The sequence below is a fragment of the Burkholderia sp. AU45274 genome, from assembly GCF_030482505.1.
Taxonomy (GTDB): domain Bacteria; phylum Pseudomonadota; class Gammaproteobacteria; order Burkholderiales; family Burkholderiaceae; genus Burkholderia.
Window position 1 is genome coordinate 164,878 of record NZ_JAUJQE010000004.1, and the last position, 25,222, is coordinate 190,099.

Sequence of the window (25,222 nt, forward strand, 5' to 3'; positions counted from 1 at the left end):
CCTGTGAATGAGAATCTATCTCATTCACTCCCATGAGCCTTGTCGATTGCTTTAGGCTGCCGGTCAGTTGTTTTAGATTGCCGCGCGCTCCGTCTCGACGTCGTCGATCGCGTTCGACGACGCACGAATATCGCTCGGCGAAATGCCGTAGCGCTTGCGGAAAGCGATCGAAAAATGGGCCGGGCTATAGCCGACGCGGTACGCCACGGTCGACACGTTCGCGTCCTCCGCGCACAGCATCGCGTGCGCGGTCCGCAGCCGGTATTCCTGCAGGTACGCATACACGCTCGTGCCGAACACCTTGCGGAAACCGGCCGTCAGCTTGCGTGAATTCATCCCCACCCGGCCCGCGAGCGCATCAAGCGTGGGCGGCTGCTGGAGCTCGCGCGTCAGGATGTCGCTCGCCGCATACACGCGCTCGACATCCGACGACGTGACGCGCACGTCGGCCGGCGCGAACTGCCGCTGCGTCGCCAGCAGCTGCGCGCTCAACGCGGTCAGCTCGAAGGCCTTGGCCTTCAGGTAGTACTCGCGCACCGCGCCCTCGAACGGGCAGGTCGCGATCTGCACCGCGAGCGCCTGCAGCGCCTTCGACGCCGGGCAACTGACGATGCGCGGATCGCCGCCCGTCGGCGCGAGCATCTTCTCCGGCAACAGGCTCAGGTTGCGGTCGAGCGCGTCGAGGCCGAGCTGCACGATCGTGTAGCGCAGCGGCGTGTCGCGGTCGTAGATCTGGTGCGTCGTGAATTCGCCGTCGTTGGCGATCACGCACAGGCCCGGCCCCTTGATGCACTGCTCGGGCTGGCCCGGCACACGGCAGCGCAGCTGCCCGCTCTGCACGAGGACGAGCTTCAGCCCTTTTTCGAGCGGCTCCTCGTACCAGTCGCGGCTATCCGAGCACAGCGTGCCGCTCATGAGTTTCATGCCCGCGTCGATGTGCACCACGCCCGGATGATTGCCGGGCACGAGCACCGGCGGGTGACGTCGTGACGAAGCGAAGGAGGTCGAGCTCATCGGAGGTCCGTTGGTTAGGCGGCACGCGCGGCCCGGCGCGCGCCGGCGGCAACCGGCCGATTGTCCGGCCGGGCCGGGCGGGCGCCGCGCGACAGGCGCCCGATCGAATGAAATTGCCGCGATATCGAAAGAAACGGCGCTATCGCGGCACTTGTTACAAATGATAATACCTCTCATTTACATTTTCTGACAACTTGCCGGAACCCAAGGTCAGCGCATGCAATCCTCCCTTCCCTCCGTGGCGCCGGCCTTCCCGGCCGACGCGCCCGACGACTTCGCACGCCGCTACAGCGACGCCGGCTATTGGCAAGACACGACTTTCTTCGATGCGCTCGACGCACAAGCGCAGCGCGATCCCGATGCGCTCGCCATCGTCGACGGCGCCTGCCGGCTCAGCTATCGCGACCTGCTGGCGCGCATCCGCCGGTTGGCGGGCGGCTTCGCGCGCCTCGGCCTGGTACGCGGCGACGCGGTCGTCGTCCACCTGCCGAACGGCGCTCGCTTCATCGAGACGTGCTTCGCGCTGTTCCAGCTCGGCGTGCGACCGGTGCTCGCCCTCCCCGCTCACCGGCACTACGAGATCGGCGCGTTCTGCCGCTTCGCCGGCGCACGTGCATATCTGGGCGCGGCGCAACTCGGCGAATTCGACTGCCGCCCGCTCGCGGCCGCGTTGCAGGCCGATTGCCCGACGCTCGAGCACGTCGTGATGGCCGGCGGCGATCACGCGTTCACGCCGTTCGACGCGCTGTACGATGCGCCGCCGCTGCGCGAATGCGCGGCTCGCGCCGACGACATCGCGTGCTTCCAGTTGTCGGGCGGCACGACCGGCACGCCGAAGTTGATCCCGCGCCGTCACCGCGAATACCTGTACAACGTGCGCGCGTGCAGCGCCGCGAGCGGCTTCGACGCCAGCACCGTATATCTCGCCGCGCTGCCGATGGCGCACAACTTCACGCTGTGCTGCCCCGGCACGATCGGCGCGCTGCTCGCGGGCGGCCGCGTCATCACGACCGGGCGGCCCGAGCCCGAACAGAGCTTCGCGCTGATCGCGCGGGAGCGCGTCACGCATACCGCGCTCGTGCCGCCGCTCGCGCTGCTGTGGCTCGACGAACAGCCGCAACGGCGGGCCGACCTGTCGAGCCTGCGCGTGCTGCAGGTCGGCGGCGCGCGACTGATGGACCACGCGGCCGCGCGCGTGACGCCCGTGCTCGGCTGCCAGCTGCAGCAGGTGTTCGGGATGGCCGAAGGGCTCATCTGCTGCACGCGGCTCGACGATTCGCCCGAACGGATCGCGCACACGCAGGGCCGCCCCGTGTCGGACGGCGACGAAGTGCGCATCGTCGACGATGCCGGCGAACCCGTCGCGCCCGGTGAAATCGGCGAACTGCAGGTGCGCGGCCCGTACACGATCCGCGGCTACTACCGGCTCGCCGAGCACAACGCGACCGCGTTCACCGCCGACGGCTTCTATCGCAGCGGCGACCGCGTGCGGCGCACCGCGGACGGCGACCTCGTCGTCGAAGGCCGCGACAAGGACCAGATCAATCGCGGCGGCGAGAAGGTCTCCGCCGAGGAAGTGGAGAACCTGTTGCTCGCCCACCCGCAGGTGCACGACGCGGCGGTGGTCGCGATGCCCGACCCGTTGCTCGGCGAGCGCACGTGCGCGTTCGTCGTCGCCCGTGCGCCCGCACCGTCCAGGCTGGTGCTGAAACGCTACCTGCGCGACTGCGGGCTCGCGGCGTTCAAGATTCCCGATCGCATCGAGTTCATGCCGCGCTTCCCGGAAACCGGCATCGGCAAGACCAGCAAGAAATCGCTGCGCGACCTGCTGCGCCGCCAGTTGCAGGCGGCGGCCGCATGAGCGCGCGGCCGACCGATTCGAACTGGATCCGCGAACTGCGCCTGTCGCCGTGCCCGCGCGCGCAACTCGTCTGCTTCCCGCACGCCGGCGGCACCGCGAATTTCTTTCGCGGCTGGAGCCGCGCGCTGCCGTGGGACGTCGACCTGCTCGCGCTGCAGTACCCGGGCCGCGAGGAACGCTTCGGCGAGCCATGCCTGACGTCGATCGACGCACTCGCCGGCCCCGCCGCCGACGCGCTGCAACGCTATGCCCACGCGCCGCTCGTGCTGTTCGGGCACAGCCTCGGCGCGGCGCTCGCGTACGAGGTGGCGGCGCGGCTCGAAGCGCGCGGCGCGACGCCGCTTTACCTGGCCGTCTCCGCGCTGCCGCCGCCGCATCGCCAGCGCCTGTCGGACCTGCACCTGCAATCCGACGATGCGCTGGTGGGCGATGTCGCACGGCTGTCGGGCGAGCACGCCGCGCTGCTCGCCGATCCGGAAATGCGCGCGCTCTACCTGCCAATGATCCGCAGCGACTACCGCGCGATCGAGACGTATCGCCGCGACCGGCCGCCGCGGCTCACGACGCCGCTCGGCGTGATGCTGCCGCTTGCCGATTCCGAGCTCGACCACGACGAGGCACATGCGTGGCAGGACGTCGCGTCGCGCCCGATCCGCATCGAGACGTTCAGCGGCGACCACTTCTACCTGCGCCACCAATACCCGGCGGTGATCGCGCATCTGGTCGAACGGATCGACCAATCCCTTCGTTACGGAAAGGAGTACACATGAAGACACCGGACGCCTGCACGGGGCTGCCCGACATTCGCGAAGCCATCGATCGCCTGGACGCCGACATCATCGAAGCGCTCGGCCTGCGCATGCAGTATGTGAAGGCTGCGTCGCGCTTCAAGCCCGACGAAGCGAGCATCGCCGCGCCGGAACGGGTGGCCGCGATGCTGCCCGACCGGCGCCGCTGGGCCGAACAGGCCGGCCTCGATGCCGACTACGTCGAAACGCTGTTCTCGGGCCTGATCGCGTGGTACATCGCGCAGCAGACGCAGTATTGGCGGCAACAGCGGGGGCTCGCATGAACGCCGGCCTCCCGCTGCTGCACGACACCTTCGCCCGTGCGGCCCGGCGCGCCGCCGACACCGGCACGCCGACACTCGCGTCGGTGTCGGTGCCGCTGCGCCCGCTCGACTTCTTCGACCTGATCGCCGCGTGGGACGACGGCGCCACGCCGTGGTGCTTCCACGAGGCCGGCGATGCGTCCGTCACGCTGTTCGGCTGGGACGGCGCGCTCGAACTGACCGCCACCGGCGACACGCGCTTCGCGCAGATCGATGCACGCTGGCGCACACTCGTTCGCGATGCGGTGACGGCCGGCCCGCAACCGCCGCGCCTCGTCGGCGGCTTCCGGTTCGATTCGCATGGCCCACGCAGCACGCACTGGGCGCCGTTTCCCGACGCGAGCATGACGGTGGCGAAGCTGCTGATCGTGCGCGAAGGCGATGCGCACTGGGCCGTCTGCCAGCACGTCGTCGCCGCGCACGACGATCCGGCCGTGCTCGCGCATGCGTGCCTCGCGCGCATCGAGTCGCTCGGCACGCTCGCCGCCGCCCATGACGACGATGCCCCGCATCTGCTGCACACGCAGGCGCTGCAGGCAAGCGAATGGCAGCACGAAGTCCGGCGCGCGGTGGACGCGATCCACGGCGGCGCGTTCGGCAAGGTCGTGCTCGCGCGCGACGTGCTCGAGCAGTACGCGCGGCCCGTTGCCATCGCGCCGCTGCTGCGCCGGCTGCGCAAGCGCGACGCGCATGCGCACCTGTTCGCGGTCCGCCGTGAAGGCGCTTGCTTCGTCGGCGCCACGCCGGAACGGCTCGCGCGTGTCGCGGCCGGCGACGTGCGCACGCATGCGCTGGCCGGGACCATCCGGCGCGGCGCCACGCCCGACGACGATCGCGCGCTCGGCGCGGCCTTGATGGATTCCGCGAAGGAACGGCTCGAACACGCGCTCGTCGTCGACGCGATCCGCGCGGCGCTCGCGCCGCTGTCGCGCACGCTCGACGTGCCCGAGCAACCGTCGCTGCACCGGCTGCCGAGGCTGCAGCACCTGAGCACGCCGATCCGCGCGACGCTGAAGGCGGACGCGACGCTGCTGCAGGTCATTGCGGCGCTGCATCCGACGCCGGCCGTGGCCGGCCATCCGCGCGCCGAAGCGCTCGACCACATCCGCGCGCATGAAGGCTTCGATCGCGGCTGGTATGCGGCGCCCGTCGGCTGGATCGACGCGCACGGCAACGGCGACTTCATCGTCGCGCTGCGCTCGGCGCTGGTCGACGGCGGCGCGTGCCGGTTGTTCGCGGGCTGCGGCATCGTCGCCGATTCCGATCCGGCCAACGAATATCAGGAGACCGAACTCAAGTTGTCCGGCATGCAGGCGGCGATCCGCATGCGCGATGCGGCGGCCGATGCCGACGCACGCGGCCCGGCAACGATGTCGGCCTCGTCGACGGTCGAGTGATGCGTCGGCGCGGCGGCCGCGCGCATCACAACAGCGGCAGCGTGAGCCGGATATGCTCGGCGAACGCCGCCGTCAGATGCGACGGCCGCTTGCGATCGAACTTCAGCGTAATACCCACGGCCGGCAACGGCGGCAAGCGCGGATCGCCGGTGACGATCGCCAGGTCGGCCGGCACCGCCGTCTGCGTCATCACCGCGAACGCCTGCCCCGAACGCACCAGCGCGATCAGCCCCGCGAGACTGCTGCTCGCATACGCGACGCGGTAATCGCGGCCCGCGCGATCCAGCGCCTCGCAGGCCGCGACGTGGTCGAGCGTGTCGCGATCGGACAGCGCCAGCGGCAACGGATCGAAATGTGCGGGTTCGAGCCCCGGATAGCCGATCCAGACCAGTTGCTCGCGGCGAATGATGTCGTCGTTCGCGCCGTCGTCCGGCAATGAAATCATCGCCAGATCGACTGCGCGTTTGTCCAGCTGCTCGATGAGCCGCGGCGTCGGCCCGCACACGACCTCGACGATTGCCTGCGGATGCTGGCTCGAAAACTGCCGTAGCAGCGAAGGCAGCCAGACCTCCGCGTAATCGTCCGGGCAGCCGAAGCGGATCGTCCCCGACAACCCCGTGCCGCACAGGTCGGCCATCGCCTCGTCGTGCAGCCGCAGGATGCGCTGCGCATGCACCAGCAGCCGCTCGCCCGGATGGGTCAGCACCACGCCGCGCCCGGTGCGCTGGAACAGCGGCTGGTCGACGGCCGCCTCGAGCCGCTTCATCTGCTGGCTGAGCGCGGACTGGGTCCGGCCGACGCGCGCGGCCGCGCGGCTGAGCGCGCGCACCTCGGCAATCACGACGAACGAGCGCAGCAGGTCGATTTCGAGCGAAAGCGCCAAGGTATTAGCTCCTTTTCTACCTTGCATTAGAACTATTCGTTTCCATCAAACCAGACGCGCACCTAGACTGCAAGCGCCCCCTGCCCCTTCCTGGAGACGCCCGATGTCCCTGAACGACGACCCGACCTTCTGGCGCAACGCCACGCAGCACCTGGTCCGCTACGGCGGCACGTTCGAGCCGATGATCATCGAGCGCGCGAAGGGCAGCTTCGTGTACGACGCGGACGGCCGCGCGATCCTCGATTTCACGTCGGGCCAGATGAGCGCGGTGCTCGGCCACAGCCATCCGGAGATCGTGTCCGTGATCGGCGAATACGCGGGCAAGCTCGACCACCTGTTCAGCGGGATGCTGTCGCGGCCGGTCGTCGACCTCGCGACGCGCCTCGCCGACGTCACGCCCGCCGGGCTCGATCGCGCGCTGTTGCTCAGCACCGGCGCGGAGTCGAACGAAGCGGCGATCCGGATGGCGAAGCTCGTCACCGGCAAGTACGAGATCGTCGGCTTCGCGCAGTCGTGGCACGGGATGACCGGCGCGGCCGCGTCGGCCACGTACAGCGCCGGCCGCAAGGGCGTCGGGCCGGCCGCCGTCGGCTCGTTCGCGATTCCGGCGCCGTTCACGTACCGGCCGCGCTTCGAGCGCAACGGCGCCTACGACTATCTGGCCGAACTCGACTACGCGTTCGACCTGATCGATCGCCAGTCGAGCGGCAACCTCGCGGCGTTCATCGCGGAACCGATCCTCAGCTCGGGCGGGATCATCGAACTGCCGGACGGCTACATGGCGGCGCTCAAGCGCAAGTGCGAGGAACGCGGGATGCTGCTGATCCTCGACGAGGCGCAGACCGGTGTCGGCCGCACCGGCACGATGTTCGCGTGCCAGCGCGACGGCGTGACGCCCGACATCCTGACGCTGTCGAAGACGCTCGGCGCCGGGCTGCCGCTCGCGGCGATGGTGACGTCCGCGGCAATCGAGGAACGCGCGCACGAACTCGGCTACCTGTTCTACACGACGCACGTGTCGGACCCGCTGCCGGCGGCCGTCGGCCTGCGCGTGCTGGACGTCGTGCAGCGCGACGGGCTCGTCGAGCGGGCGAACGTGATGGGCGACCGGCTCCGGCGCGGCCTGCTCGACCTGATGGAACGCTTCGACTGCATCGGCGACGTGCGCGGACGCGGGCTGCTGCTCGGCGTCGAGATCGTCAAGGATCGCCGCACGAAGGAACCGGCGGACGGGCTCGGCGCGAAGATTACGCGCGAATGCATGAAGCTCGGGCTCAGCATGAACATCGTGCAGTTGCCGGGCATGGGCGGCGTGTTCCGGATCGCGCCGCCGCTGACCGTCAGCGACGCGGAAATCGATCTCGGGTTGTCGTTGCTCGAGCAGGCGATCCGGCGCGCGCTGTAACGGCACGCCGGGCGCGCCGCGCGCGGCATCGCGCCGCCGGCCCGTTGCAGGCCGGCGTCATCCTGCATCACCCAGGCGCCGGTCGCCGGCAAACAACCGCTCGCGCGCGCCGACGAGCCTCGGCCCGCCTCAGCCCGCTTCCGCCGCCCACGCGACGGCATCGGCGCCGGCCGGAATGCGCATCGGGCTCGACGGATCGGTCGCCGCGCGCCATACCGCTTCGGCGACGTCCTGCGCGTGGGTGACCGGCGCGGATTCGTCGACGATGCGCGCAAAGACCGCCGCGGCAAATTCCGCATAAGCCTCGTGCTCGAAGCCATGCATGTGCGCGCGCGCGTTGTCGGCGAAACGCGTGTCGGGCGCACGCCCCGGCAGCACGAGATGCGCACGCACGCCGAACGGCGCGAGTTCGAGCGCCATCGATTCGGTGTACGCATTGACCGCCGCCTTGCTGGCGCGATAGGCGGCAAGCAGCGGCAGCACCTTCAGCGTGACGCTCGACGTGACGTTCACGACGACGCCGGCCCCACGCCGGCGCAACTGCGGCAGCACGGCTTCCGTCACCGCGATCGTACCGATCGTGTTGGTCTCGAACAGCGCGCGCACGGTGTCGATCGGCATCAGTTCGGCCGGTGCGGCCGCGCCGAAACCTGCATTGTTGACGAGCACGTCGATCGGGCCGGCGGCATCGATCGCCGCGCGGATGCTGTCGGGGTTCGTGACATCGAGCGCCAGCACGCGCAGGTTCGCCGACGGCGGCAGCACGCCCTCGCGCGGCGTACGCATCGTCGCGACGACCTGCCAGTCGCGGGCCAGGAAATAGCGGGCGATCTCGAGGCCGAAGCCGGAGGAACAGCCGGTGATCAATACGGTCTTCATGCGAACTCACTCCTGTGACGTGTTGAGCATGTGTTCGTACGATAGATGGCCGGATCCGTATTCGCTACAATCGAAAATCCGATTTTCATTTGCGAGAGTCCGGCGATGATCGATCCGTTAGCCGAGGTCGTGACGCTGCTGCAGCCGAGCACGCGGTATTCCAAGCTGGTTCACGGCGCGAGCCCCTGGCGCATCAGCCGGACGGTCGCCGGCGAGCCGTTCTATTGCGCGGTCCTGGATGGCGGGTGCCGCGTCGCAATCGACGGACATCCGCCGATCGAGCTGCTGCCCGGCGATTTCGTGTTGATTCCGGCTGCCTACGGCGTGTCGATCTCCAGCTTCGAACTGCCGCCGCCGGGTGTCGAAACGGCCGCCCCGGTCGTGCTCGACAACGGCGAATACCGGATCGGCGACGCGGACCGCCCGGTCGACACGCGCATGATGGCCGGCCATTGCAGTTTCAGTTCGCCCGACGCTGCGCTGCTGGTGTCGCTACTGCCGCAATACGTGCACGTGCGCGGCGAGCCGCGCCTGACCACGCTCGTGCAACTGGTGCGAGACGAATCGCGTGCGCAGCGGCCCGCGCGCGAACTCGTGCTGTCGCGACTCGTGGAAGTGCTGCTGATCGAGGCCTTGCGATTCTCGGCCGGCACGGATGCGTCGCCCGGCCTCGTGCGCGGGCTCGCCGATAGCCGTCTCGCCGCCGCGCTCCGCGGGATGCACGCACGCCCCGCGCACCCGTGGACGGTCGTCGAGCTCGCCAGGGAAGCCGCGCTGTCGCGCTCGACCTTCTTCGAACGCTTCAGCCGCGCAGTCGGCGTCGCGCCGATGGAATACCTGCTCACGTGGCGCATGGCGCTCGCGAAGAATCTGCTCCGCCGCAACGAGGGCCGCATCGCCGAGATCGCGGGGCGCGTGGGCTACAGTTCCGCGAGCACCTTCAGCGTCGCGTTCACACGCCACGTCGGCCGGCCGCCCGCGCAATACGCCCGCGACGAACAGGCGACGGCAAACGAAGCATGATGCGCACCCGCCCCCCTGCCCCGCGACCTGCGTACACTATTCGTCACGCAACGACAACGCGCGACGCATCCGATGACGACACCCGCGAAGCACATCGACACAAACGGCCACTGGCTCGTCGCGCGGCGCGATGCGGAAACCGGCATCGAAAGCCTGCATGCGCATTTCAACGGCCATGCCTACGATGCGCACGATCATGACGACATGCTGGTCGGCTTCACCGAACAGGGCGTCCAGCAATTCCAGTGCCACCGGTCGGTGCACACGAGCGTGCCGGGCCGTGCGATCCTGATCGAGCCGGGCGCGCTGCACGATGGCCATGCGCCCGAAGCCGGCGGCTTCACCTACGGGATGCTGTACCTGCCGCAAGCGTGGGTCGAGCGCGCGGCGCGCCGGCTGGACCTGCCGGGCCTCGGCGGCGTCGAGGCGTCGTTCGGCCATACGCTCGTCGACGATCGCGGCCTCGTCGACGCGATCCGCCAGGCGTTTCTCGCGATCCACGGCAACGAAGGCAAGCTCGCGCGCGACCAGACGCTCGACCGCCTGCTGATCCGGCTCGGCGGCGAACTGCGCGGGCCGCTCGTGCTGGAAAGCGCCGTCGTGCCGCCCGCGATCGCACGCGTGCGCGATCTGCTGCATGAACACATGGACGACAACATCGGGCTCGATGAACTCGCGCATGCAGCAGGGATCGACCGGTTCCGGCTGACGCGGCTGTTCCAGCGTGCGTTCGGCACGTCGCCGCACGCGTACCTGGTGCGCTTGCGGCTGCGTGCCGCGCGCCGGCTGCTGGCGGCCGGCCGCACGCCCGCGCAGGCGGCCGCGGACGTCGGCTTCGCCGACCAGAGCCACCTGGGCCGCTGGTTCCGCCGCGCGTACCGGATCACGCCGGCCGCTTACCGGCAACTCTGCACAAACGTTCCAGACTGATCGCGCGCGGCAGCCGATCATGAGCGTCTCTACAAGGAGCACTCATGTTCGATACCAAGGTCGCGCTGATCGTGCGCAACGATCTCGCCGCGTGGCAGAAACTCAATGTCGTCGCGTTTCTCGCGACGGGCGTCGCGGCCGAAGCGCCCGAAGCGCTCGGCGAGCCTTACGAGGATGCGGCGGGACGCCGCTACGGCCGCATGCTGGGCCAGCCGATGCTGGTGTTCGCGGCCGACCTGAACGGCCTGCAGGCCGCACACCGGCAGGCGCTGTCGCGCGAGCTCACGATCGTGCCCTACGTGCATGCGATGTTTTCGACCGGGCACGATGCGGCCAACCGCGACGTGTTTCGCGCCGGCGATGCGGAGAACCTCGACTTCGTCGGGCTGGCGCTGCGCGGGCCGAAGAAGGCGGTGGAAAAAGCCGTGAAGGGGCTGGCGTTGCATGCGTGATGCACTGGCGTTCTGGCGACAACATGCGGCCCGCGTTGCCGATTTTGTCTCGATTCGAACGAATTGCCCGGGTGTAGCACAACCGGCTACGATCGAAGCCGATTCGGCTACACATTGACGTCGCTCGGTACGCCCCCCGTCACGCCCAGGCGTGACCGGGCACGACGCAGCTCACCGCGATGTATTTCGGAATCAGCGATGCGCAAGCACGTTGACGAGCTTGCCGAACGGATCGCGCACATAGAACCGCCGCACGCCCCACGGCTCGTCAGCCGGGCCGTACTCGACCGGAATCCCGGCCGCAAGCACGCGTGCGAGTGCGTCATCGACGTCGTCGACCTCGATCGACAGATCGGGCGTCGGCGTGCCCGATCCGCCCTGCGATGCGAAGCTGATCTGCACGTCCATCTGCTCGGCATTGCCGTAGGTCGCGATCCAGCCGTGGTCCATCAGCAGGTCGAGGCCGAAGATCCGTTGGTAGAAGCGCTTGGCGTCGTCGACTGACCGGGTGTCGATATTGGCGACGATCCGTTTGACTTTCATCGGGTTTCTTCGCGGAGCATGACAGTACCGCGACGCTACACCGGAACCGCGCGCGCAACCAGTGCATCAACGGCCGGCCGCCCCCATGTTCTCCCGCCGCGCCCGCGCGGGCCGTTCCACGTGCTTGCCGGCCAGCCACACGCCGATCGCGACGACCACGATGCCGAGATAGGTCGTCACCTCGATCCGGTCACCGAACATCCACGCGGCCCACATCAGCGTCACGGGCGGTTCGAGATAGACGAGGGTCGCCACGCGCGTCGCGGGCATCCGCTTGAGCAGCGCCCACAACGACAGGTACGCGATGAAGGTCGAGAACACGGTCAGCCACACGACGGACACCCACACGTTCGGCTGGGTCGGCACGTGCAGGTCGCCCGTGACGATCCCGCACACCGCGAACAGCACGAGGCTCACGCAGCCCTGCACGAACAGCGGCAGAAACAGCCCATCCTCGTTGCTGCGCGCGGCCGTCAGCGCGCGGCGCCGCTGATAGATCGTCGCGATCGACAGCCCCAGCGCGGACACCAGCGGCAGCAGGTACATCACGAGCCCGACCGACCCGGCCGGCAGCGCATACTGCCCGCCGATCACGATGCCCACGCCGACGAAGCCGACGACGAGCCCCGCCCACTGGCGCGCCCCGCTGCGCTCGCTGCCTTCGAGCGACGTCATCGCGGCCGTGATGAGCGGCTGCATCGCGGCGACGATCGCGGCAATGCCGGGCGGCAGGCCATGTTGAATCGCGACATACACGCAGGCCAGGTAAAGAAATTGCGACAGGAAGCCGATCACCGCGTGATAGCGCAGCTTCTCCCACGTCAGGCGCGCGAGCTGCCGGTTGAGAACGATCGCGAGGCATAGCGTGACGAGCAGGAACCGCCAGAACAGCAGGTTGAACGCGCCGGCCGTCTCCGCGCCGAGCTTGGCGCCGATGAAGCCGGAACTCCACGACAACACGAAAACGAGCTGGAGCAGGAATAGCTGCATGGGGCGACGGCTCTCAGAAAGTTGCCGGGGACAGGCGCGGGTCTGCCAGATCCCCGGGGCGAATCGGTTCGAGCCCGAGGCGGTGATACTGCAGATCGGCGTCGTCCCGGAGGGCGCGCTGCAACGTCAGCCCTTTGACGATGATGCGCGGAATGCCGGCGTTCGCGATCGTGGCGGTCGAGCGTTTCCGCAGTCGATTCGTACAACGGAAGGTTTACGCCGTCGTAGCCGGATCGATCCGACGGCACGATGTTCCGCACGGAGCGGGTGCCGTCGGCGTGCCACATGCCCCGCTGTTCCGTGCCGTTGCCTGCCTGTTGACCGAGAATATGGGATGCTCAATAATTCCGTCAATCGACATTACCTGAATCACTGATTCGGAAAAACCAAATCATGCCGCGCACCCTGGACGTCGACCTGCTGCGAACCTTCCACGCCGTCGCGAAGCTCGGCCGCTTCAAGGATGCGGCCGCTCATGTGAATCGCAGCCCGTCGTCGGTCACCGCGCAGATCCAGAAGCTCGAGGAGATGGTCGCGCAGCGCCTGTTCACGCGGAACAACCAGGCCGTCGAACTCACGCAGTACGGCCACAAGCTGCTGAGCGACACCACCGAGTTTCTGCTGAGCCACGACCGGCTCGTCGAATCGCTGTCGCCGCAGATGCTGACCGGCAAGCTGCGGCTCGGCATCCCCGATTCGTACGCCGCGCACTTCATGGCGGAATTCCTGCCGCGCTTCGCCGCCGACCGGCCGCTGCTCGAACTGACGGTCGAAGCACGCTCCAGCGAAGAGCTGCAGTCGCTGTTCGCGCGCGGCCAGCTGGACATCACGATCGCCGTGGTGCCGAAAGCGACGCCGCACGGCGAGCTGCTCAGCAAGACCCATCCGGTGTGGGTCGCCGCGCGAACCTTCAAGTTCAATCCCGACGCGCCGCTGCCGATCGCCGTGCAACTGCAGGGCTGCCCGTACCGCGACACCGCGCTGAACGCGCTGAAGAAGGCTAAGATCCCGCACCGGATGCTGCTCGAGAGCGCCAGTTCGCCGGCGGTCGAGGCGTGTATCGCAAATGGCCTCGCGGTCGGCCTCATCGAACACGATCGCGTGTCCGGCAACCTGACGAGCCACGTCGCCGGGATCGTGCTGCCCGATCTTCCGCCGCACCTGATCACCATCCTGACGGACGACAGCAATCGCGCCGCGCTGCATCTGCGCGACGTTCTGAAAAGCACGTTCCGGATCGGATGAAGACAAGGCCGGGAACCGGCCTTGCACGAGAAAGCAAAGAGGACGCGCCGCCGGCCCGTTGCAGGCCGGCGGCGTTCGGCATCAACCGCCGAGGTAGGCCTGCTTGATGCGATCGTTCGCGAGCAGGTTCGCGCCCGTATCGGCGAGCACGACGCGCCCCGTTTCGAGCACGTAGCCGCGATCGGCCACACCCAGCGCCTTGTTCGCGTTCTGCTCGACGAGGAACACCGTGACGCCTTCGTCGCGGATCGTGCGGATGATGTCGAAGATCTGCGCGATCACGAGCGGCGCGAGGCCGAGCGTCGGCTCATCGAGCAGCAGCAGGCGCGGCTTGCTCATCAGCGCGCGGCCGATCGCCAGCATCTGCTGTTCGCCGCCCGACATCGTGCCGGCCCGCTGCGTCGCCCGTTCCTTCAGGCGCGGAAACAGCTTGAACACGTGCTCGATGCCGTCGTCGATCTCGTGGCGGCTCGCGAAGAAGCCGCCCATCTTCAGGTTCTCGAGCACTGTCAGGCTCGGGAACACGCGCCGCCCTTCCGGCGAGATCGCCATCCCCTGCCGCATGATCTGGTGCGTCGACATCGCGGTGATGTCCTTGCCCTCGAACAGCACGCGGCCCGACGACGCGCGCGGCGTGCCGCACACGGTCATCATCAGCGTCGTCTTGCCGGCGCCGTTGCTGCCGATCAGCGTAACGATCTCGCCCTTGTTCACCTCGATCGACACGCCCGCGAGCGCCTCGACCGCGCCGTAGTGCGTATGGACCTGTTCCAGCTTCAGCATCACTCTTCCCCCAGATACGCCTTGATCACGCGCGGGTCGTTGCGGACCGCTTCCGGCGTGCCGATCACGATCGGCCGGCCGTGCTCCATCACGAGGATGCGGTCGGACACGCCCATCACGAGGCTCATGTCGTGTTCGATCAGCAGCACCGATACGCCGAACTCGCGGCGCAGCTTGTCGATCAGGTGCTGCAGCTCGATCTTCTCCTGCGGGTTGAGGCCGGCCGCCGGCTCGTCGAGCATCAGGAGGCGCGGCTCGGTGATCATGCAGCGCGCGATCTCCAGGCGCCGCTGGTGCCCGTACGACAGCGTGCCCGCCGGCCGGTTGGCGACCGACGTCAGCCCCATCCGGTCGAGCCACACGGCCGCGCGTTCGAGCGCTTCCTTCTCGGCACGGCGATACGCGGGCGTCGAGAACAGGCCGGGCAGCAGCCCCGCCTTCACCTTGCGGTGCTGCGCGACGAGCAGGTTCTCGACGACGGTCAGCGACTTGAACAGGCGGATGTTCTGGAACGTCCGCACGAGGCCCTTCAACGCGATCTTGTGGCTCGGCAGCCCGCCAATCGCGTGGCCGTCGAGCACGACGTCGCCGCCGGTCGGCTTGTAGAAGCCGCCGACGCAGTTGAACACCGTGGTCTTGCCCGCGCCGTTCGGCCCGATGATCGCGAACACCTCATCGCGACGCACGTCGAAATCGATCCCGTCCACCGCGAGCAACCCGCCGAAGCGCATCTGCAGCCCGGCGACCTTCAACAGTTCCGTATTCGCGCTCATTGCGGCAGCTCCACGTGGGGACGGCTCGCGGGCAGCAGGCCCTGCGGACGCCACATCATCATCAACACCATCACGAGACCGAAGATCAGCATCCGGTACTCGGCGAAGCCGCGCGCGACTTCCGGCAGCACGGTCAGCAGGATCGCCGCGAGAATCACGCCGAGCTGCGAGCCCATCCCGCCGAGCACGACGATCGCGAGGATCAGCGCCGATTCGATGAAGGTGAACGATTCAGGATTCACGAGGCCCTGGCGCGCCGCGAAGAACGCGCCGCCGATACCGGCGAACGCCGCGCCGAGCGTGAACGCCGACAGCTTGATGCGCGTCGGGTTCAGGCCCAGCGAACGGCATGCGATCTCGTCGTCGCGCAGCGCTTCCCACGCACGGCCCATCGGCATGCGGATCAGGCGGCTCGTCACGAACAGCGTGAAGCCGACCAGCACGAGCGCGAGCAGGTACAGGAAGATCACCACATGGTCGCCGCTGTATTCCAGCCCGATCAGTTCATGGAAGGTCTTCGCGCCTTCGACGCTCGCGCTGCGCGCCATCTCGAAGCCGAACACCGTCGGTTTCGGAATGCCCGAGATGCCGTCCGGGCCGCCCGTCAGGCTCGTCAGGTTGTTCGCGAGCAGGCGGATGATTTCGCCGAAGCCGAGCGTGACGATCGCGAGATAGTCGCCGCGCAGCCGCAGCACCGGGAAGCCGAGCAGGAAGCCGAACGTCGCGGCCGCGATCGCGGCGAGCGGCAGGCATTCCCAGAACGACAGCCCGAAGTACTGGTTCAGCATCGCGTACGTATAGCCGCCGACCGCATAGAACCCGACATAGCCGAGATCGAGCAGCCCCGCGAAACCGACCACGATGTTCAGCCCGAGGCCGAGGATCACGTAGATCAGCGCGAGCGTCGCGACGTCCACCGCGCCGCGCGAGCCGAAGAACGGCCACACGAGCCCGACCGCGAGCAGCACCCAGACGATCACACGCTGCTGCTGCGCGCCCATCGCGGGCATCGCCGGCAGCTTCACCGACGATTTCGCGCGCACGAGCCACGGCTTGAACAGCTGGAACAGGAACACGCCCGCGACCGCGATCCACACCGGCCGCCAGTGCGGCGTGAGCACCACCTGGTAGCCTTCGAGCTTCAGCTGCAGCCCGAGCACCGGGATCGTGAGGATCGCCGTCAGGAACGCGGCGGCCACGGCATTTTTCAGCGCCTGGCCGATCGAAGCGTCGGCGGCCGGGCGGCGAACGGAAATGACTTGACTCATCTGCGTCTCCCTCAAACCTTTTCGATGTCCGACTTGCCGAGCAGGCCGGTCGGGCGGAAGAGCAGGATCAGCACGAGCAGGCCGAACGCGACGACGTCCTTGTACTCGGCCGGCATGTAGCCTGCGGCGAAGGTTTCCGCGAGGCCGAGCAGCACGCCGCCGAGCATCGCGCCCGGGATGCTGCCGATCCCGCCGAGCACCGCGGCGGTGAACGCCTTGATGCCCGCGACGAAGCCGATATACGGGTTCAGCTTGCCGATCGTCAGCCCGATCAGCACGCCGCCGACGGCCGCCAGCATCGCGCCGAGCACGAACGTGAACGAGATCACGCGGTTCGTGTCGATGCCGAGCAGGTTCGCCATCTTCATGTCCTCGGCGCACGCGCGGCACGCCCGGCCCATCCGCGAATGCGAGATGAACAGCGTGAGCGCGATCATCAGCACGAGCGTCACGCAGACGATCATCAGGCGCGAATACGGGATGGTCACGTCGAAGTCGCCACCGAGGTGAATGTCGAATGCGCCGGAGATCAGCACGGGCACGGACACGTCGCGCGCACCCTGGCCGATCTGCACGTAGTTCTGCAGGAAGATCGACATGCCGATCGCGGAGATCAACGGCACGAGGCGCGGGCCGCCGCGCAGCGGCCGATACGCGACGCGCTCGACCGCGAAACCGTACAGGCCGGTGACGATCACCGACACGATCAGCGCGGCGCCGAGCACCAGCGGCAGCGGATAGCCGGCGGAAATGCCGATGGCAGTGAGGGTCACGAGGCCCACGTACGCGCCGATCATGTAGATCTCGCCGTGGGCGAAGTTGATCATGCCGATGATGCCGTAGACCATCGAATAGCCGATGGCGATCAGCGCATAGATCGCACCCAGCGTCAGGCCGTTGACCAGCTGCTGGGCGAATTGGGGAAAGAAGTCAGTCATGTGCGGGAAGCTCCCGTTGGCGTCGTGTCGCCTGCCGTCGCCGGATCACGGCGTGGCCGCGCGCAACGCACGGTGTCGTCTCGGGCCGCCCCATGGCCGCGCAATGGGCAGATGCGCGGCCAATACGCACCCGCCCCGTCCGGGTCTCGGACAGGGCGGAATGCGCGGGCGGGTACTCCGTCTTACTTGGCGGCGGTCTTCGTCGCGTCCTTGTGCCACGTGTACACGACGAACTTGAACGCCTTCAGGTCGCCCTGTGCGTCATACGCGACCTTGCCGATCGGCGTGTCGAACGTCGTCTTGTGCATGTACGCGGCAACCTTGGTCGGGTCGGTCGTCTTCGCTCCGGCGATCGAGTCGGCGATGATCTTCACCGCGGCGTACGACGGCATCTGGAACGGGCCGTTCGGGTCGCGCTTCTTGTCCGCGAACGCCTTCACGAGCGCCGCGTTGGCCGGATCGGCCGAGAAGTCGGCCGGCAGCGTGACGAGCATGCCTTCCGAGGCCGGGCCGGCGATCGCCGTCACGTCCTTGTTGCCCACGCCTTCAGGCCCCATGAAGGTGGCCTTCACGCCCTGCTCGCGCGCCTGGCGCATCAGCAGGCCCATTTCCGGGTGGTAGCCGCCGAAGTAGACGAAGTCGACGCCTTGCGACTTCAGCTTCGTGATGATCGCCGAGTAGTCCGAATCGCCGGCGTTGATGCCTTCGAACAGCACGACCGGAATCTTCGCGGCTTCGAGGTCCTTCTTCACCGACGATGCGATGCCCTGGCCGTACGACTGCTTGTCGTGCAGGACCGCGACCTTCTTCGGCTTCACGTTGTTGATGATGTAGTGCGCGGCGGCCGGGCCTTGCTGGTCGTCACGGCCGATCGTGCGGAAGATGAAGTGGCGCTTCTTGCCTTCCGTCAGTTGCGGCGCGGTGGCCGACGGCGTGACCATCACGATGCCTTCGTTCTCGTAGATGTCGGAGGCCGGGATCGTCGAACCCGAGCACACGTGGCCGATCACGTACTTGATCTTCTGGCTGACGATCTTGTTGGCGACGGCGACGGCCTGCTTCGGTTCGCATGCATCGTCCATCATCACGACTTCAAGCTTGTTGCCGCCCGCACCGCCTGCAGCGTTGACCTGCTCGATCGCGGTCAGCGCGCCGGCCTTCACCATGTCGCCGTATTGGGCGACCGAACCGCTCATCGGACCTGCGATGGCGATCTTCACGGTTTCCGCTTGCGCGGCGGCGGCGCCGGCGGCGAACAGCACGGCGACGGAAATGGACGTAAGACGGGACAGCGTCATCTGGGAGCTCCTCGATGTTGTTTAGTCATACGGGCAAAGGCGGCATGACTTGCGCAATCGAACAGCACCCGGGGCGAGGACATGGGACACGCCCGAGACACATAGAAGACGGAACTCCGGCGGAATGTTGCGTAGCGGGGCCCGGCTCTTGCAGTCCCCGAAGGGGACGTCTGGTTCGGAAAGACATCGTGATGCGTCTTGCATTGCGCAAGCGTTTCGCCTGCCCCGCTTGCCAAATCGCTCGTTCGGAGGGATGGTCCGACAGCCATTGGCAAGGCAGTCGAAATTATATGGGCGTTTTTAAATCGTCTGTCAAAAATGCCGGTCGACCGAGGGAAAACACGGAGGGTTTTGGCGGTGGGGGTGGCGATGGGGGCGCAACCGCGTGAGGGGCAAGAACGTTTGCCAGGGGTGCAATTGGGTTGCTATTGGATGAGTCGGATCGGGTGGTTGCCTTGCTGCGCTTGGCTTTCGGCGATCTTGGATTTCGTGCGGCGCGTTTTCGGGCTGCTAAGGGTCTGATCGCCGAAAATCAATCAACTGATGATTGCTTTGGTGGGCACCAACTCGGGGCGGTCGGTCGAAGCGGTCAATCCTACTGTTTACAAACAAAACTAAACACTTGGAAGCTAGTTGTTATTTTTATGAAATAATACGAATTCGCTTCTGCAATCCAGCCAGCCTTCCTGTGAGTCGCGTACGCAGCGCCTCGCAGTCGCTTCAGGGCCGCTTCGACGCCCGTCCGTCGCCCAGCCGCCAGCCAGTGATCTGCCGTTTTTTTCTCATCGCATATCACCTGCTTCGGAACGCTGATGAATCACCCTTTCTGCCTCTCTTCCGCCACCGCGATCGCGTGTGCGCTTTCTGTTTCTACCGCCGATGCTTCCGGACGCGATTCGCTGACCGATCGGTCGGTGGGTGCCAATGTGTTTCGGTCAGAGCGTCGGGCTGCGGCTCGAGATGACGGGCATGCGGCGCGGATGGGCCACAGTCGCCTGGAGTACGCAGCACCGGCGGAGCGCGGTCCGTTCGATACGCCTGATACGCGGCCGTTGCGGGTGACGAGCGATGCGCTTGTGGTGCCGACGCCGTCGGTTGAGCACGAGCCCGATTTGGTATTGCCCTCGAACCGCGTGGCGATTGGTGCGGGTGGGAAGGATAGTTTTGGTCGCGCGGTGCCTGGATATGAACAGCGCGCGGAGAACTGGAATGAATACCTGCGCGCTAACGGATCGCGGCCTGCTGGTAGTGGCGGTTCGTATGCGCCGCAGCGGCCGTACGATGCGCCGCGCGGTCCGCATGGCGCGCCGAATCCGTTCGATCCTTCGGTGCCGCAGCCGGAAACGCGGACGTTTTATGACAACGGCGCGGGGACGAAGTGCACGGCTACCGGTGGTGCGGGGACGTCGCGGTCGTCTTGCAATATCGGTTGGTGAGGTGTTTGGGGGAGGCCGGCTGTGGCTGCCCTACTCGGCACGGTGCGCGACTTCGCACAGCGCGACCGTATCGTGCGACGTTGGCCCTTACAGTTGCGTGATGATCAGCCTGCCCATCCAATCAGGATCTGCACATCGCGCCCGACACAAAACATGCATCATCGATTAGCCACATTCCACCGATCTTCGGACACGAATAAGACTTGCGCGACCTGAGGGAGGGTGATTTTCACGGGTATCCCACATTTCCTATGTCGTTAAGAAACGTTTCCCACGGCAGCATTCCAGGCGCGCTCGAAATCCTCCTCGTTGATTTCGTCATGTGGTGAGATTTCAAGCTCGTCCTTCATCCCGTCAAATAGCAAAAAACCAATATCAGGATTCCAATCGTGCCGGGATGACGACGCGTAGACAGATCCATTGTCAGGTCGACTAATCTGGCGCGTCGCGACACCATCAACAAATTCCGTGAAAATCTCTCCGAGGCCACATGGAAACTCTGTTCTGGAACAGAAATATTCTTTCCTCATAAGCAACCGATCCGCTTTATTTACGCGCTTCAAAACATCACGTGACCTCTTCTCTTCAACCAAGGAGGTTCCAAGATGTGACCCGTCTCCTTGTCCTCACATTGCCCCCGCGGTGCCGGTGCCTATGGCAGCGGGTGCATCACATCCTCTGCAGGACTTGCATAGAGTCCCGGCGATACTCCCGCAGCACACCGCCGCTATTTACAACGCTCGCTGCACAGGTTTGTTGTTCAAGGTGTTCCGAGATTGAATAGCCACTCGTGATATTTCCTCTTGTCCTGATCGGACAAGATTCCTGCTACAAGATCCCTGGCAAAGTTCTTCTGTGCGTTCATTTCATTTTCAACCGGATTCATCGCATGCCCACCAATCAACTCGAAACTTTCCAAGTAGTCAATCCGATTTATCAGAACCTCGGCGCATGCAACCAATCGTTCAACATTGTGCCCAGTACACCATTGAGCCAAAAAGGATAGCCCCGCCAGCAAATCAGTCGCCCCCTGGGCCGCAGCGTCGTCTTCCATTTCGACTGCATCAGGATCCCAGTCCACCTGCTCCAGATCACTTAGCGGATTGGAGTTTTCGTTTCCGTTCCACACTTGATCCAGGTAGTCGCCGACTCTCTGTCTGATCTGTGCGCCTGCACTTCCTGCATGTGTAGCAAGGAATTCGAATATTGAATCATCGTGCGTAAGTCCAATACAGCACCAAACACCAAAACGAGCAAGGTTATCGAGCTTTCCAGCAGCAAGAACTGATTCGAGATATTTTTTATGTGACTCGATATCGAACATACTCACTTCCTAATGGCATCTGGTGAAAGGTGCGGCCGGTCAGCGACTTGGCGAGCTTGATCAGTTTCAACTTTCTTACAAATGTTCGCCCAGCCGTGGATTGCCATCGCTTCGCAGGACCGAACGCTAGCCGAATGCCTCGTCTTCAGAAACGAGCGAGCTGATGAATTGGTCAAATGAATCAGTCAGACGCCGATCAGCTTTCTGGCGATTCTCCAAGTCCGTCAACATTTCGTCGTAGGTGTCGGTCAACCAATAATGTACGGCACCGCTATCAGTGTCGATACAGAAAAGATTACCGCCAGGATCAGTGGCAAATGGAACAAAGGTTCGAGGGTATCCTCCCTGACCCGCGACTCGCGCATAAATGCTTTGAACGTTAGGCTTGCTAGCGTCCTGCGTTCCGATAGGAAGGAATTCATGGATCCATATCGGCTCCCAATCATCCTCCATTGGAAACCAGTCGAGAACTGGCATGCCACCATTGAACTTCAGGTAGTGCCCCTTCATCGCTTCCGGTAGCTGGACGCCTAAATCGCTCTCGAGCTTCTCTATGCCCGATCGGTCAATTGCGGGTCCACACTTCGAGAACTCATTTTGCTTCATACTTCCTCCGTTAGCATCCTCGTTTGGGACTACGCCCCTTCAACCATCCCTGCTCTTGGGCGACCCGTACGGCCTCGGCGGAATCGTATGCAACGCCAAAATGCTTTGCAAATTGATCCGCCGAACCCGCATGCGGGAAAGTGTCGATATGTGCGTGCGTTTCGACCAGTTGCATCGTCGTGCGCCCCGTCTCAGGATTGAAGTCGTTCAGATGGTGCCACGTATAGCCGGTGGCATCAGCCTTTGAAATATTCGCTTCTTTGAATGCCTGAACAAAGTCTCTCGATCTCGATCCCTGCATGGTGATCTCTACGATATTCCGCTGGCCTTCCGTCGCCGGAAACAGATTGGGACTGCCAGAAAAATCGACGCCTTGGTAAGCCCATCCCCACGGATCGATCCATTGGATCGGATTCGGTGCGTATCGGTAGAGGTTCGTTCCACCTAGCAGGCCGATCGGGTCGGGATTGATGAACCGCCCGATATCCGGATCGTAGAACCGGAACGTGTTGTAGTGCAGCCCCGTTTCACGGTCCAGATACTGCCCTTGGAAGCGCAGGTTCTGCGGTCGCGGTGCGTGCGCCGGCGCTGACGCCGCCGCTTGAACCTCTCCCCACACCGCTGTCGGCCGCTGCGGTGCCCGCGCGATCCACTCCTCCTGCACCGCATTGCCCCACACCTTGTAGCGCGCCTGCCAAACCAGCTCGCCACCAGCGTCAGTCAGTTCCTCCGGCAACCCCGATACATCGTTGTGGAAGTAATAAACCGCATCCCGCACATCCGCATCATTGGCCGCTGCCTTGCCGTGATCGATCCGGGCAAGCGGCACATAACTATTGGACTCGTACAAGTACGTCAGCGCTTCCTCGCCCTGACGGTCGTGATACGTCTCCTGCACCAACCGCATGCCGTCCCACAGGAAATCCGTACTCGCATAACTGCCATTGAGCTTCCGGATCCGCCGGCCAAACGCGTCGTACTCGAAATGCGTCGTCGCGATCCCGAGCCGGTCCTTCGTCACGACTGTCTTGAGCCGGTTCCAATCGTCGTATTCAAGCGTGATCTCTTTAGCCGGGCCATGCCCACTGAGCTTGTGAACCAGCCACCGGATCTATGGCCACGACGCACGGGCACTGTGGACGTGGTGACATATGCCCCTCCAGCACAGCGCCATTTTCCGCTGTGCCCGCACGATGCATTCTTCTTAATTTACATTAATCAAGTATAGTTACCTCCGCGACCTTCTTGGGACCCTCATAAATATCAAATGTTTTATGATTTATCATTCGCTCCTTCGGGGCATTATCCACAAGAAAATCAACCTCACCAAGACTCACCATTCCTTCATTTGACTCAAAAGGATCACCCAAATCAAAAACAACACTCCACGCATTATTTTGCCAATTAACATCCTCAGAAAATCGAGACACAGAATAATATTTTCCTGCCGCGGGAGGCTCTTTCCTCCCCCCCTTCGCCTCAGAAACCCAAACCACTCTAACGGAATGCACTTGACACCTCCAATCCTTACCTACAGCCAGAATAATTAACCTCTTTACTCCAAGTGACCCTTGATCTCGGATTATTAAGATCTTCTATCTCAGCATATCGTGCAGGCCCAATTCCATCGAGGTGTGGATCCTTGTGCAGTTTTCCTGCTATATCATCAGGCACGTCTACTTGCACCACTCTAAAAGCCCCCTCGCCATGTCCCATCGTATTACCCCACCTGACCGCATCCTGGTAAGACTCAGCAAACCACTTCCCTTCCATATTGCCATTAATAGTCCATTTACCGGATTCCATAAGCCCACTATACTCATCAAGACTCATGGACCGATACAAAACCATTAACCCAAGAGGATCAATCCATGTCAGTGAGTTAGGTGTGTACTGATATAGGTTTACGCCACCATTCAGACCAATAGGGTCTTGTGTAATAAATCGACCAATATCCGGATCATAGAACCGGAACGTGTTGTAGTGCAGTCCGGTCTCGCGGTCCAGATACTGCCCTTGGAAGCGCAGGTTCTGTGGTCTTGGTACTTGGGCCGACGGCAGCGCAGCTTCTTGCGTCTGGCCCCACACCGCTGTCGGCCGCTGCGGCATCCGCGCAATCCACTCCTCCTGCACCGCATTGCCCCACACCTTATAGCGCGCCTGCCAAACCAGCTCGCCACCCGCGTCGGTCAGTTCCTCCGGCAATCCCGATACATCGTTGTGGAAGTAATAAACCGCATCCCGCACATCCGCATCATTGGCCGCCGCCTTCCCCTGATCGATCCGGGCAAGCGGCACATAACTATTGGACTCGTACAAGTACGTCAGCGCTTCTTCGCCCTGACGGTCGTGATACGTCTCCTGCACCAACCGCATGCCGTCCCACAGGAAATCCGTACTCGCATAACTGCCATTAAGCTTCCGGATCCGCCGGCCAAACGCGTCGTACTCGAAATGCGTTGTCGCAATCCCGAGCCGGTCCTTCGTCACGACTGTCTTGAGCTGGTTCCAATCGTCGTATTCAAGCGTGAGCTCTTTAGCCGGGCCATGCCCACTGCGCTTGCGAACGAGCCGCCCATACGTGTCGTACTCGAACCGCTTGTCCTCGAACATCTTGAGCCGGTTGTGCTCGACATACCCGCCCGGATGATCGCTCGACACCAGGTTGGCCGCCGCATCCCAGCGAAATACTTCCGACGGCAACCCCGGCCCTGCCGCCTGTTCGATACGCCCCGTCGGGTCATACCGATAGCTCGTCGTGCCGTAACGCTGATCGCGCTTCTGGATCACGTCGCCAGCGGCATCGTATTGCCACTGCTTCGCAAGCAACTCGCTGCCCGCCGCGCCGCGCTGCGCACTTTGCCGCGCGCGGCGCCCCACCGCGTCATATCCGAAGTGACTCGTCAGCTTGCCCTGCGTCCGCAGCACCTCACGATGCAGATCGTCCCGTTCGATGTCCGCAACCGCAGCACCGTCGAAACGAATCTGGTGCACGTGCCCAGAACCATAGTGCAGCGTGCGCTCGCCGAAATCGTTGTGCTGGTCAACTTCTGTTTAAATTCA

General features: G+C 64.8%; 25 protein-coding genes. 10 read left to right on the forward strand and 15 right to left on the reverse strand.

Translation table 11 applies throughout. The features are described from left to right. Nucleotides 1–72 precede the first annotated feature (72 nt). Entirely contained in the window at nt 73–1,014 is a 942-nt protein-coding gene (locus QZM35_RS16515) for an AraC family transcriptional regulator (protein ID WP_089426919.1), read from the reverse strand. A gap of 217 nt (nt 1,015–1,231) precedes the next feature. Here QZM35_RS16515 and QZM35_RS16520 point away from each other — a divergent pair, with 217 nt between their 5' ends. Genes QZM35_RS16520 through QZM35_RS16535 form a run of 4 tightly spaced genes read left to right on the forward strand, consistent with a single transcriptional unit; the run spans nt 1,232 to nt 5,383 of the window. Next, entirely contained in the window at nt 1,232–2,875 is a 1,644-nt protein-coding gene (locus QZM35_RS16520; RefSeq protein WP_301776393.1) for a (2,3-dihydroxybenzoyl)adenylate synthase, read from the forward strand. Beyond that, complete coding sequence (locus QZM35_RS16525; protein ID WP_089426917.1) at nt 2,872–3,645, forward strand: thioesterase II family protein; 774 nt, start codon at nt 2,872–2,874, stop codon at nt 3,643–3,645. Before QZM35_RS16520 ends, QZM35_RS16525 begins: the two co-directional genes overlap by 4 nt. Beyond that, on the forward strand, nt 3,642–3,947 hold the full coding sequence (locus QZM35_RS16530) for an isochorismate lyase (protein WP_089426916.1): 306 nt from the start codon (nt 3,642–3,644) through the stop codon (nt 3,945–3,947). Before QZM35_RS16525 ends, QZM35_RS16530 begins: the two co-directional genes overlap by 4 nt. After that, nucleotides 3,944–5,383: an isochorismate synthase gene (locus QZM35_RS16535; protein WP_301776394.1), complete on the forward strand. Its 1,440-nt coding sequence runs from the start codon at nt 3,944–3,946 to the stop codon at nt 5,381–5,383. The genes QZM35_RS16530 and QZM35_RS16535 overlap by 4 nt, the downstream gene beginning before the upstream one ends. 25 nt (nt 5,384–5,408) lie before the next feature. On the opposite strand, the gene QZM35_RS16540 is transcribed toward QZM35_RS16535, so the two are convergent. Further along, a complete protein-coding gene (locus QZM35_RS16540; RefSeq protein WP_089426914.1) occupies nt 5,409–6,293 on the reverse strand; it encodes a LysR family transcriptional regulator in 885 nt (294 codons plus the stop codon). 76 nt (nt 6,294–6,369) lie between these two features. Here QZM35_RS16540 and QZM35_RS16545 point away from each other — a divergent pair, with 76 nt between their 5' ends. After that, nucleotides 6,370–7,671, forward strand: coding sequence for an aspartate aminotransferase family protein (locus QZM35_RS16545; protein ID WP_301776395.1), 1,302 nt, complete (start codon nt 6,370–6,372; stop codon nt 7,669–7,671). A gap of 129 nt (nt 7,672–7,800) precedes the next feature. Here the strand turns inward: QZM35_RS16545 and QZM35_RS16550 are convergent, their stop codons facing one another. Beyond that, nucleotides 7,801–8,550 carry an SDR family oxidoreductase gene (locus QZM35_RS16550; protein ID WP_089426912.1) on the reverse strand — a complete coding sequence of 250 codons (750 nt, stop codon included), beginning with the start codon at nt 8,548–8,550 and terminating at the stop codon, nt 7,801–7,803. Nucleotides 8,551–8,595: 45 nt separating this feature from the next. Between QZM35_RS16550 and QZM35_RS16555 the strand changes: the two genes are divergently transcribed. The 3 genes from QZM35_RS16555 to QZM35_RS16565 all read left to right on the forward strand — a co-directional run bounded on the left by QZM35_RS16555 (nt 8,596) and on the right by QZM35_RS16565 (nt 10,955). Further along, nucleotides 8,596–9,573: an AraC family transcriptional regulator gene (locus QZM35_RS16555; RefSeq protein WP_089426911.1), complete on the forward strand. Its 978-nt coding sequence runs from the start codon at nt 8,596–8,598 to the stop codon at nt 9,571–9,573. A 72-nt stretch (nt 9,574–9,645) separates the two neighbouring features. Then, nucleotides 9,646–10,503 carry an AraC family transcriptional regulator gene (locus QZM35_RS16560; RefSeq protein WP_301776396.1) on the forward strand — a complete coding sequence of 286 codons (858 nt, stop codon included), beginning with the start codon at nt 9,646–9,648 and terminating at the stop codon, nt 10,501–10,503. Nucleotides 10,504–10,547: 44 nt separating this feature from the next. After that, entirely contained in the window at nt 10,548–10,955 is a 408-nt protein-coding gene (locus tag QZM35_RS16565) for a DUF2000 domain-containing protein (protein WP_174973700.1), read from the forward strand. 192 nt (nt 10,956–11,147) lie between these two features. Here the strand turns inward: QZM35_RS16565 and QZM35_RS16570 are convergent, their stop codons facing one another. Both QZM35_RS16570 and QZM35_RS16575 read right to left on the reverse strand, forming a co-directional pair. Then, nucleotides 11,148–11,498, reverse strand: a complete 351-nt coding sequence (locus tag QZM35_RS16570; protein WP_089426908.1) for a VOC family protein — start codon at nt 11,496–11,498, stop codon at nt 11,148–11,150. 66 nt (nt 11,499–11,564) lie between these two features. After that, nucleotides 11,565–12,488 carry a DMT family transporter gene (locus QZM35_RS16575; RefSeq protein WP_089426907.1) on the reverse strand — a complete coding sequence of 308 codons (924 nt, stop codon included), beginning with the start codon at nt 12,486–12,488 and terminating at the stop codon, nt 11,565–11,567. Nucleotides 12,489–12,881: 393 nt separating this feature from the next. Here QZM35_RS16575 and QZM35_RS16580 point away from each other — a divergent pair, with 393 nt between their 5' ends. Next, nucleotides 12,882–13,733, forward strand: coding sequence for a LysR substrate-binding domain-containing protein (locus QZM35_RS16580; protein WP_089433083.1), 852 nt, complete (start codon nt 12,882–12,884; stop codon nt 13,731–13,733). 81 nt (nt 13,734–13,814) lie between these two features. On the opposite strand, the gene QZM35_RS16585 is transcribed toward QZM35_RS16580, so the two are convergent. The 5 genes from QZM35_RS16585 to QZM35_RS16605 all read right to left on the reverse strand — a co-directional run bounded on the left by QZM35_RS16585 (nt 13,815) and on the right by QZM35_RS16605 (nt 18,793). Further along, on the reverse strand, nt 13,815–14,516 hold the full coding sequence (locus tag QZM35_RS16585) for an ABC transporter ATP-binding protein (RefSeq protein ID WP_039366289.1): 702 nt from the start codon (nt 14,514–14,516) through the stop codon (nt 13,815–13,817). Beyond that, nucleotides 14,516–15,289 (reverse strand): high-affinity branched-chain amino acid ABC transporter ATP-binding protein LivG, encoded by a 774-nt coding sequence (gene livG / locus QZM35_RS16590; RefSeq protein WP_069252315.1) that lies wholly within the window; start codon nt 15,287–15,289, stop codon nt 14,516–14,518. The genes QZM35_RS16585 and livG overlap by 1 nt, the downstream gene beginning before the upstream one ends. After that, the gene (locus QZM35_RS16595) at nt 15,286–16,557 is read right to left on the reverse strand and encodes a high-affinity branched-chain amino acid ABC transporter permease LivM (RefSeq protein WP_301776397.1); all 1,272 of its coding nucleotides are present in this window, start codon (nt 16,555–16,557) and stop codon (nt 15,286–15,288) included. Before QZM35_RS16595 ends, livG begins: the two co-directional genes overlap by 4 nt. 11 nt (nt 16,558–16,568) lie before the next feature. Continuing rightward, nucleotides 16,569–17,495 (reverse strand): high-affinity branched-chain amino acid ABC transporter permease LivH, encoded by a 927-nt coding sequence (gene livH / locus QZM35_RS16600; protein WP_041493199.1) that lies wholly within the window; start codon nt 17,493–17,495, stop codon nt 16,569–16,571. 182 nt (nt 17,496–17,677) lie between these two features. Then, nucleotides 17,678–18,793: a branched-chain amino acid ABC transporter substrate-binding protein gene (locus QZM35_RS16605; RefSeq protein WP_174973705.1), complete on the reverse strand. Its 1,116-nt coding sequence runs from the start codon at nt 18,791–18,793 to the stop codon at nt 17,678–17,680. Nucleotides 18,794–19,605: 812 nt separating this feature from the next. Here QZM35_RS16605 and QZM35_RS16610 point away from each other — a divergent pair. Further along, entirely contained in the window at nt 19,606–20,229 is a 624-nt protein-coding gene (locus QZM35_RS16610) for a hypothetical protein (protein ID WP_089426903.1), read from the forward strand. Between the two features lie 257 nt (nt 20,230–20,486). Here QZM35_RS16610 and QZM35_RS16615 read toward each other — a convergent pair whose 3' ends face one another. The 5 genes from QZM35_RS16615 to QZM35_RS16635 form a co-directional block, all read right to left on the reverse strand. Beyond that, nucleotides 20,487–20,822 carry a hypothetical protein gene (locus tag QZM35_RS16615; RefSeq protein WP_124578456.1) on the reverse strand — a complete coding sequence of 112 codons (336 nt, stop codon included), beginning with the start codon at nt 20,820–20,822 and terminating at the stop codon, nt 20,487–20,489. Nucleotides 20,823–20,989: 167 nt separating this feature from the next. Then, on the reverse strand, nt 20,990–21,553 hold the full coding sequence (locus tag QZM35_RS16620; RefSeq protein WP_124578458.1) for a hypothetical protein: 564 nt from the start codon (nt 21,551–21,553) through the stop codon (nt 20,990–20,992). A 126-nt stretch (nt 21,554–21,679) separates the two neighbouring features. Beyond that, nucleotides 21,680–22,159: an SMI1/KNR4 family protein gene (locus tag QZM35_RS16625; protein WP_089433087.1), complete on the reverse strand. Its 480-nt coding sequence runs from the start codon at nt 22,157–22,159 to the stop codon at nt 21,680–21,682. A 10-nt stretch (nt 22,160–22,169) separates the two neighbouring features. Beyond that, complete coding sequence (locus tag QZM35_RS16630; protein ID WP_301776398.1) at nt 22,170–23,180, reverse strand: RHS repeat-associated core domain-containing protein; 1,011 nt, start codon at nt 23,178–23,180, stop codon at nt 22,170–22,172. A 506-nt stretch (nt 23,181–23,686) separates the two neighbouring features. Further along, nucleotides 23,687–25,153 carry an RHS repeat domain-containing protein gene (locus QZM35_RS16635; RefSeq protein ID WP_301776399.1) on the reverse strand — a complete coding sequence of 489 codons (1,467 nt, stop codon included), beginning with the start codon at nt 25,151–25,153 and terminating at the stop codon, nt 23,687–23,689. Nucleotides 25,154–25,222: the final 69 nt, after the last annotated feature.

What these genes read in the sequence shown, in the direction of transcription:
- QZM35_RS16620 (WP_124578458.1), bottom strand. Translation starts at nt 21,553, where the DNA reads ATGTTCGATATCGAGTCACATAAAAAATATCTCGAATCAGTTCTTGCT.
- QZM35_RS16530 (WP_089426916.1), top strand. Translation starts at nt 3,642, where the DNA reads ATGAAGACACCGGACGCCTGCACGGGGCTGCCCGACATTCGCGAAGCC.
- QZM35_RS16565 (WP_174973700.1), top strand. Translation starts at nt 10,548, where the DNA reads ATGTTCGATACCAAGGTCGCGCTGATCGTGCGCAACGATCTCGCCGCG.
- QZM35_RS16535 (WP_301776394.1), top strand. Translation starts at nt 3,944, where the DNA reads ATGAACGCCGGCCTCCCGCTGCTGCACGACACCTTCGCCCGTGCGGCC.
- QZM35_RS16555 (WP_089426911.1), top strand. Translation starts at nt 8,596, where the DNA reads ATGGCCGGATCCGTATTCGCTACAATCGAAAATCCGATTTTCATTTGC.
- livG (WP_069252315.1), bottom strand. Translation starts at nt 15,289, where the DNA reads ATGAGCGCGAATACGGAACTGTTGAAGGTCGCCGGGCTGCAGATGCGC.
- QZM35_RS16605 (WP_174973705.1), bottom strand. Translation starts at nt 18,793, where the DNA reads ATGACGCTGTCCCGTCTTACGTCCATTTCCGTCGCCGTGCTGTTCGCC.
- QZM35_RS16585 (WP_039366289.1), bottom strand. Translation starts at nt 14,516, where the DNA reads ATGCTGAAGCTGGAACAGGTCCATACGCACTACGGCGCGGTCGAGGCG.
- QZM35_RS16570 (WP_089426908.1), bottom strand. Translation starts at nt 11,498, where the DNA reads ATGAAAGTCAAACGGATCGTCGCCAATATCGACACCCGGTCAGTCGAC.
- QZM35_RS16545 (WP_301776395.1), top strand. Translation starts at nt 6,370, where the DNA reads ATGTCCCTGAACGACGACCCGACCTTCTGGCGCAACGCCACGCAGCAC.
- QZM35_RS16580 (WP_089433083.1), top strand. Translation starts at nt 12,882, where the DNA reads ATGCCGCGCACCCTGGACGTCGACCTGCTGCGAACCTTCCACGCCGTC.
- QZM35_RS16595 (WP_301776397.1), bottom strand. Translation starts at nt 16,557, where the DNA reads ATGAGTCAAGTCATTTCCGTTCGCCGCCCGGCCGCCGACGCTTCGATC.
- QZM35_RS16575 (WP_089426907.1), bottom strand. Translation starts at nt 12,488, where the DNA reads ATGCAGCTATTCCTGCTCCAGCTCGTTTTCGTGTTGTCGTGGAGTTCC.
- QZM35_RS16515 (WP_089426919.1), bottom strand. Translation starts at nt 1,014, where the DNA reads ATGAGCTCGACCTCCTTCGCTTCGTCACGACGTCACCCGCCGGTGCTC.
- QZM35_RS16540 (WP_089426914.1), bottom strand. Translation starts at nt 6,293, where the DNA reads ATGCAAGGTAGAAAAGGAGCTAATACCTTGGCGCTTTCGCTCGAAATC.
- QZM35_RS16550 (WP_089426912.1), bottom strand. Translation starts at nt 8,550, where the DNA reads ATGAAGACCGTATTGATCACCGGCTGTTCCTCCGGCTTCGGCCTCGAG.
- QZM35_RS16560 (WP_301776396.1), top strand. Translation starts at nt 9,646, where the DNA reads ATGACGACACCCGCGAAGCACATCGACACAAACGGCCACTGGCTCGTC.
- QZM35_RS16525 (WP_089426917.1), top strand. Translation starts at nt 2,872, where the DNA reads ATGAGCGCGCGGCCGACCGATTCGAACTGGATCCGCGAACTGCGCCTG.
- QZM35_RS16625 (WP_089433087.1), bottom strand. Translation starts at nt 22,159, where the DNA reads ATGAAGCAAAATGAGTTCTCGAAGTGTGGACCCGCAATTGACCGATCG.
- QZM35_RS16520 (WP_301776393.1), top strand. Translation starts at nt 1,232, where the DNA reads ATGCAATCCTCCCTTCCCTCCGTGGCGCCGGCCTTCCCGGCCGACGCG.
- QZM35_RS16610 (WP_089426903.1), top strand. Translation starts at nt 19,606, where the DNA reads ATGAATCACCCTTTCTGCCTCTCTTCCGCCACCGCGATCGCGTGTGCG.
- livH (WP_041493199.1), bottom strand. Translation starts at nt 17,495, where the DNA reads ATGACTGACTTCTTTCCCCAATTCGCCCAGCAGCTGGTCAACGGCCTG.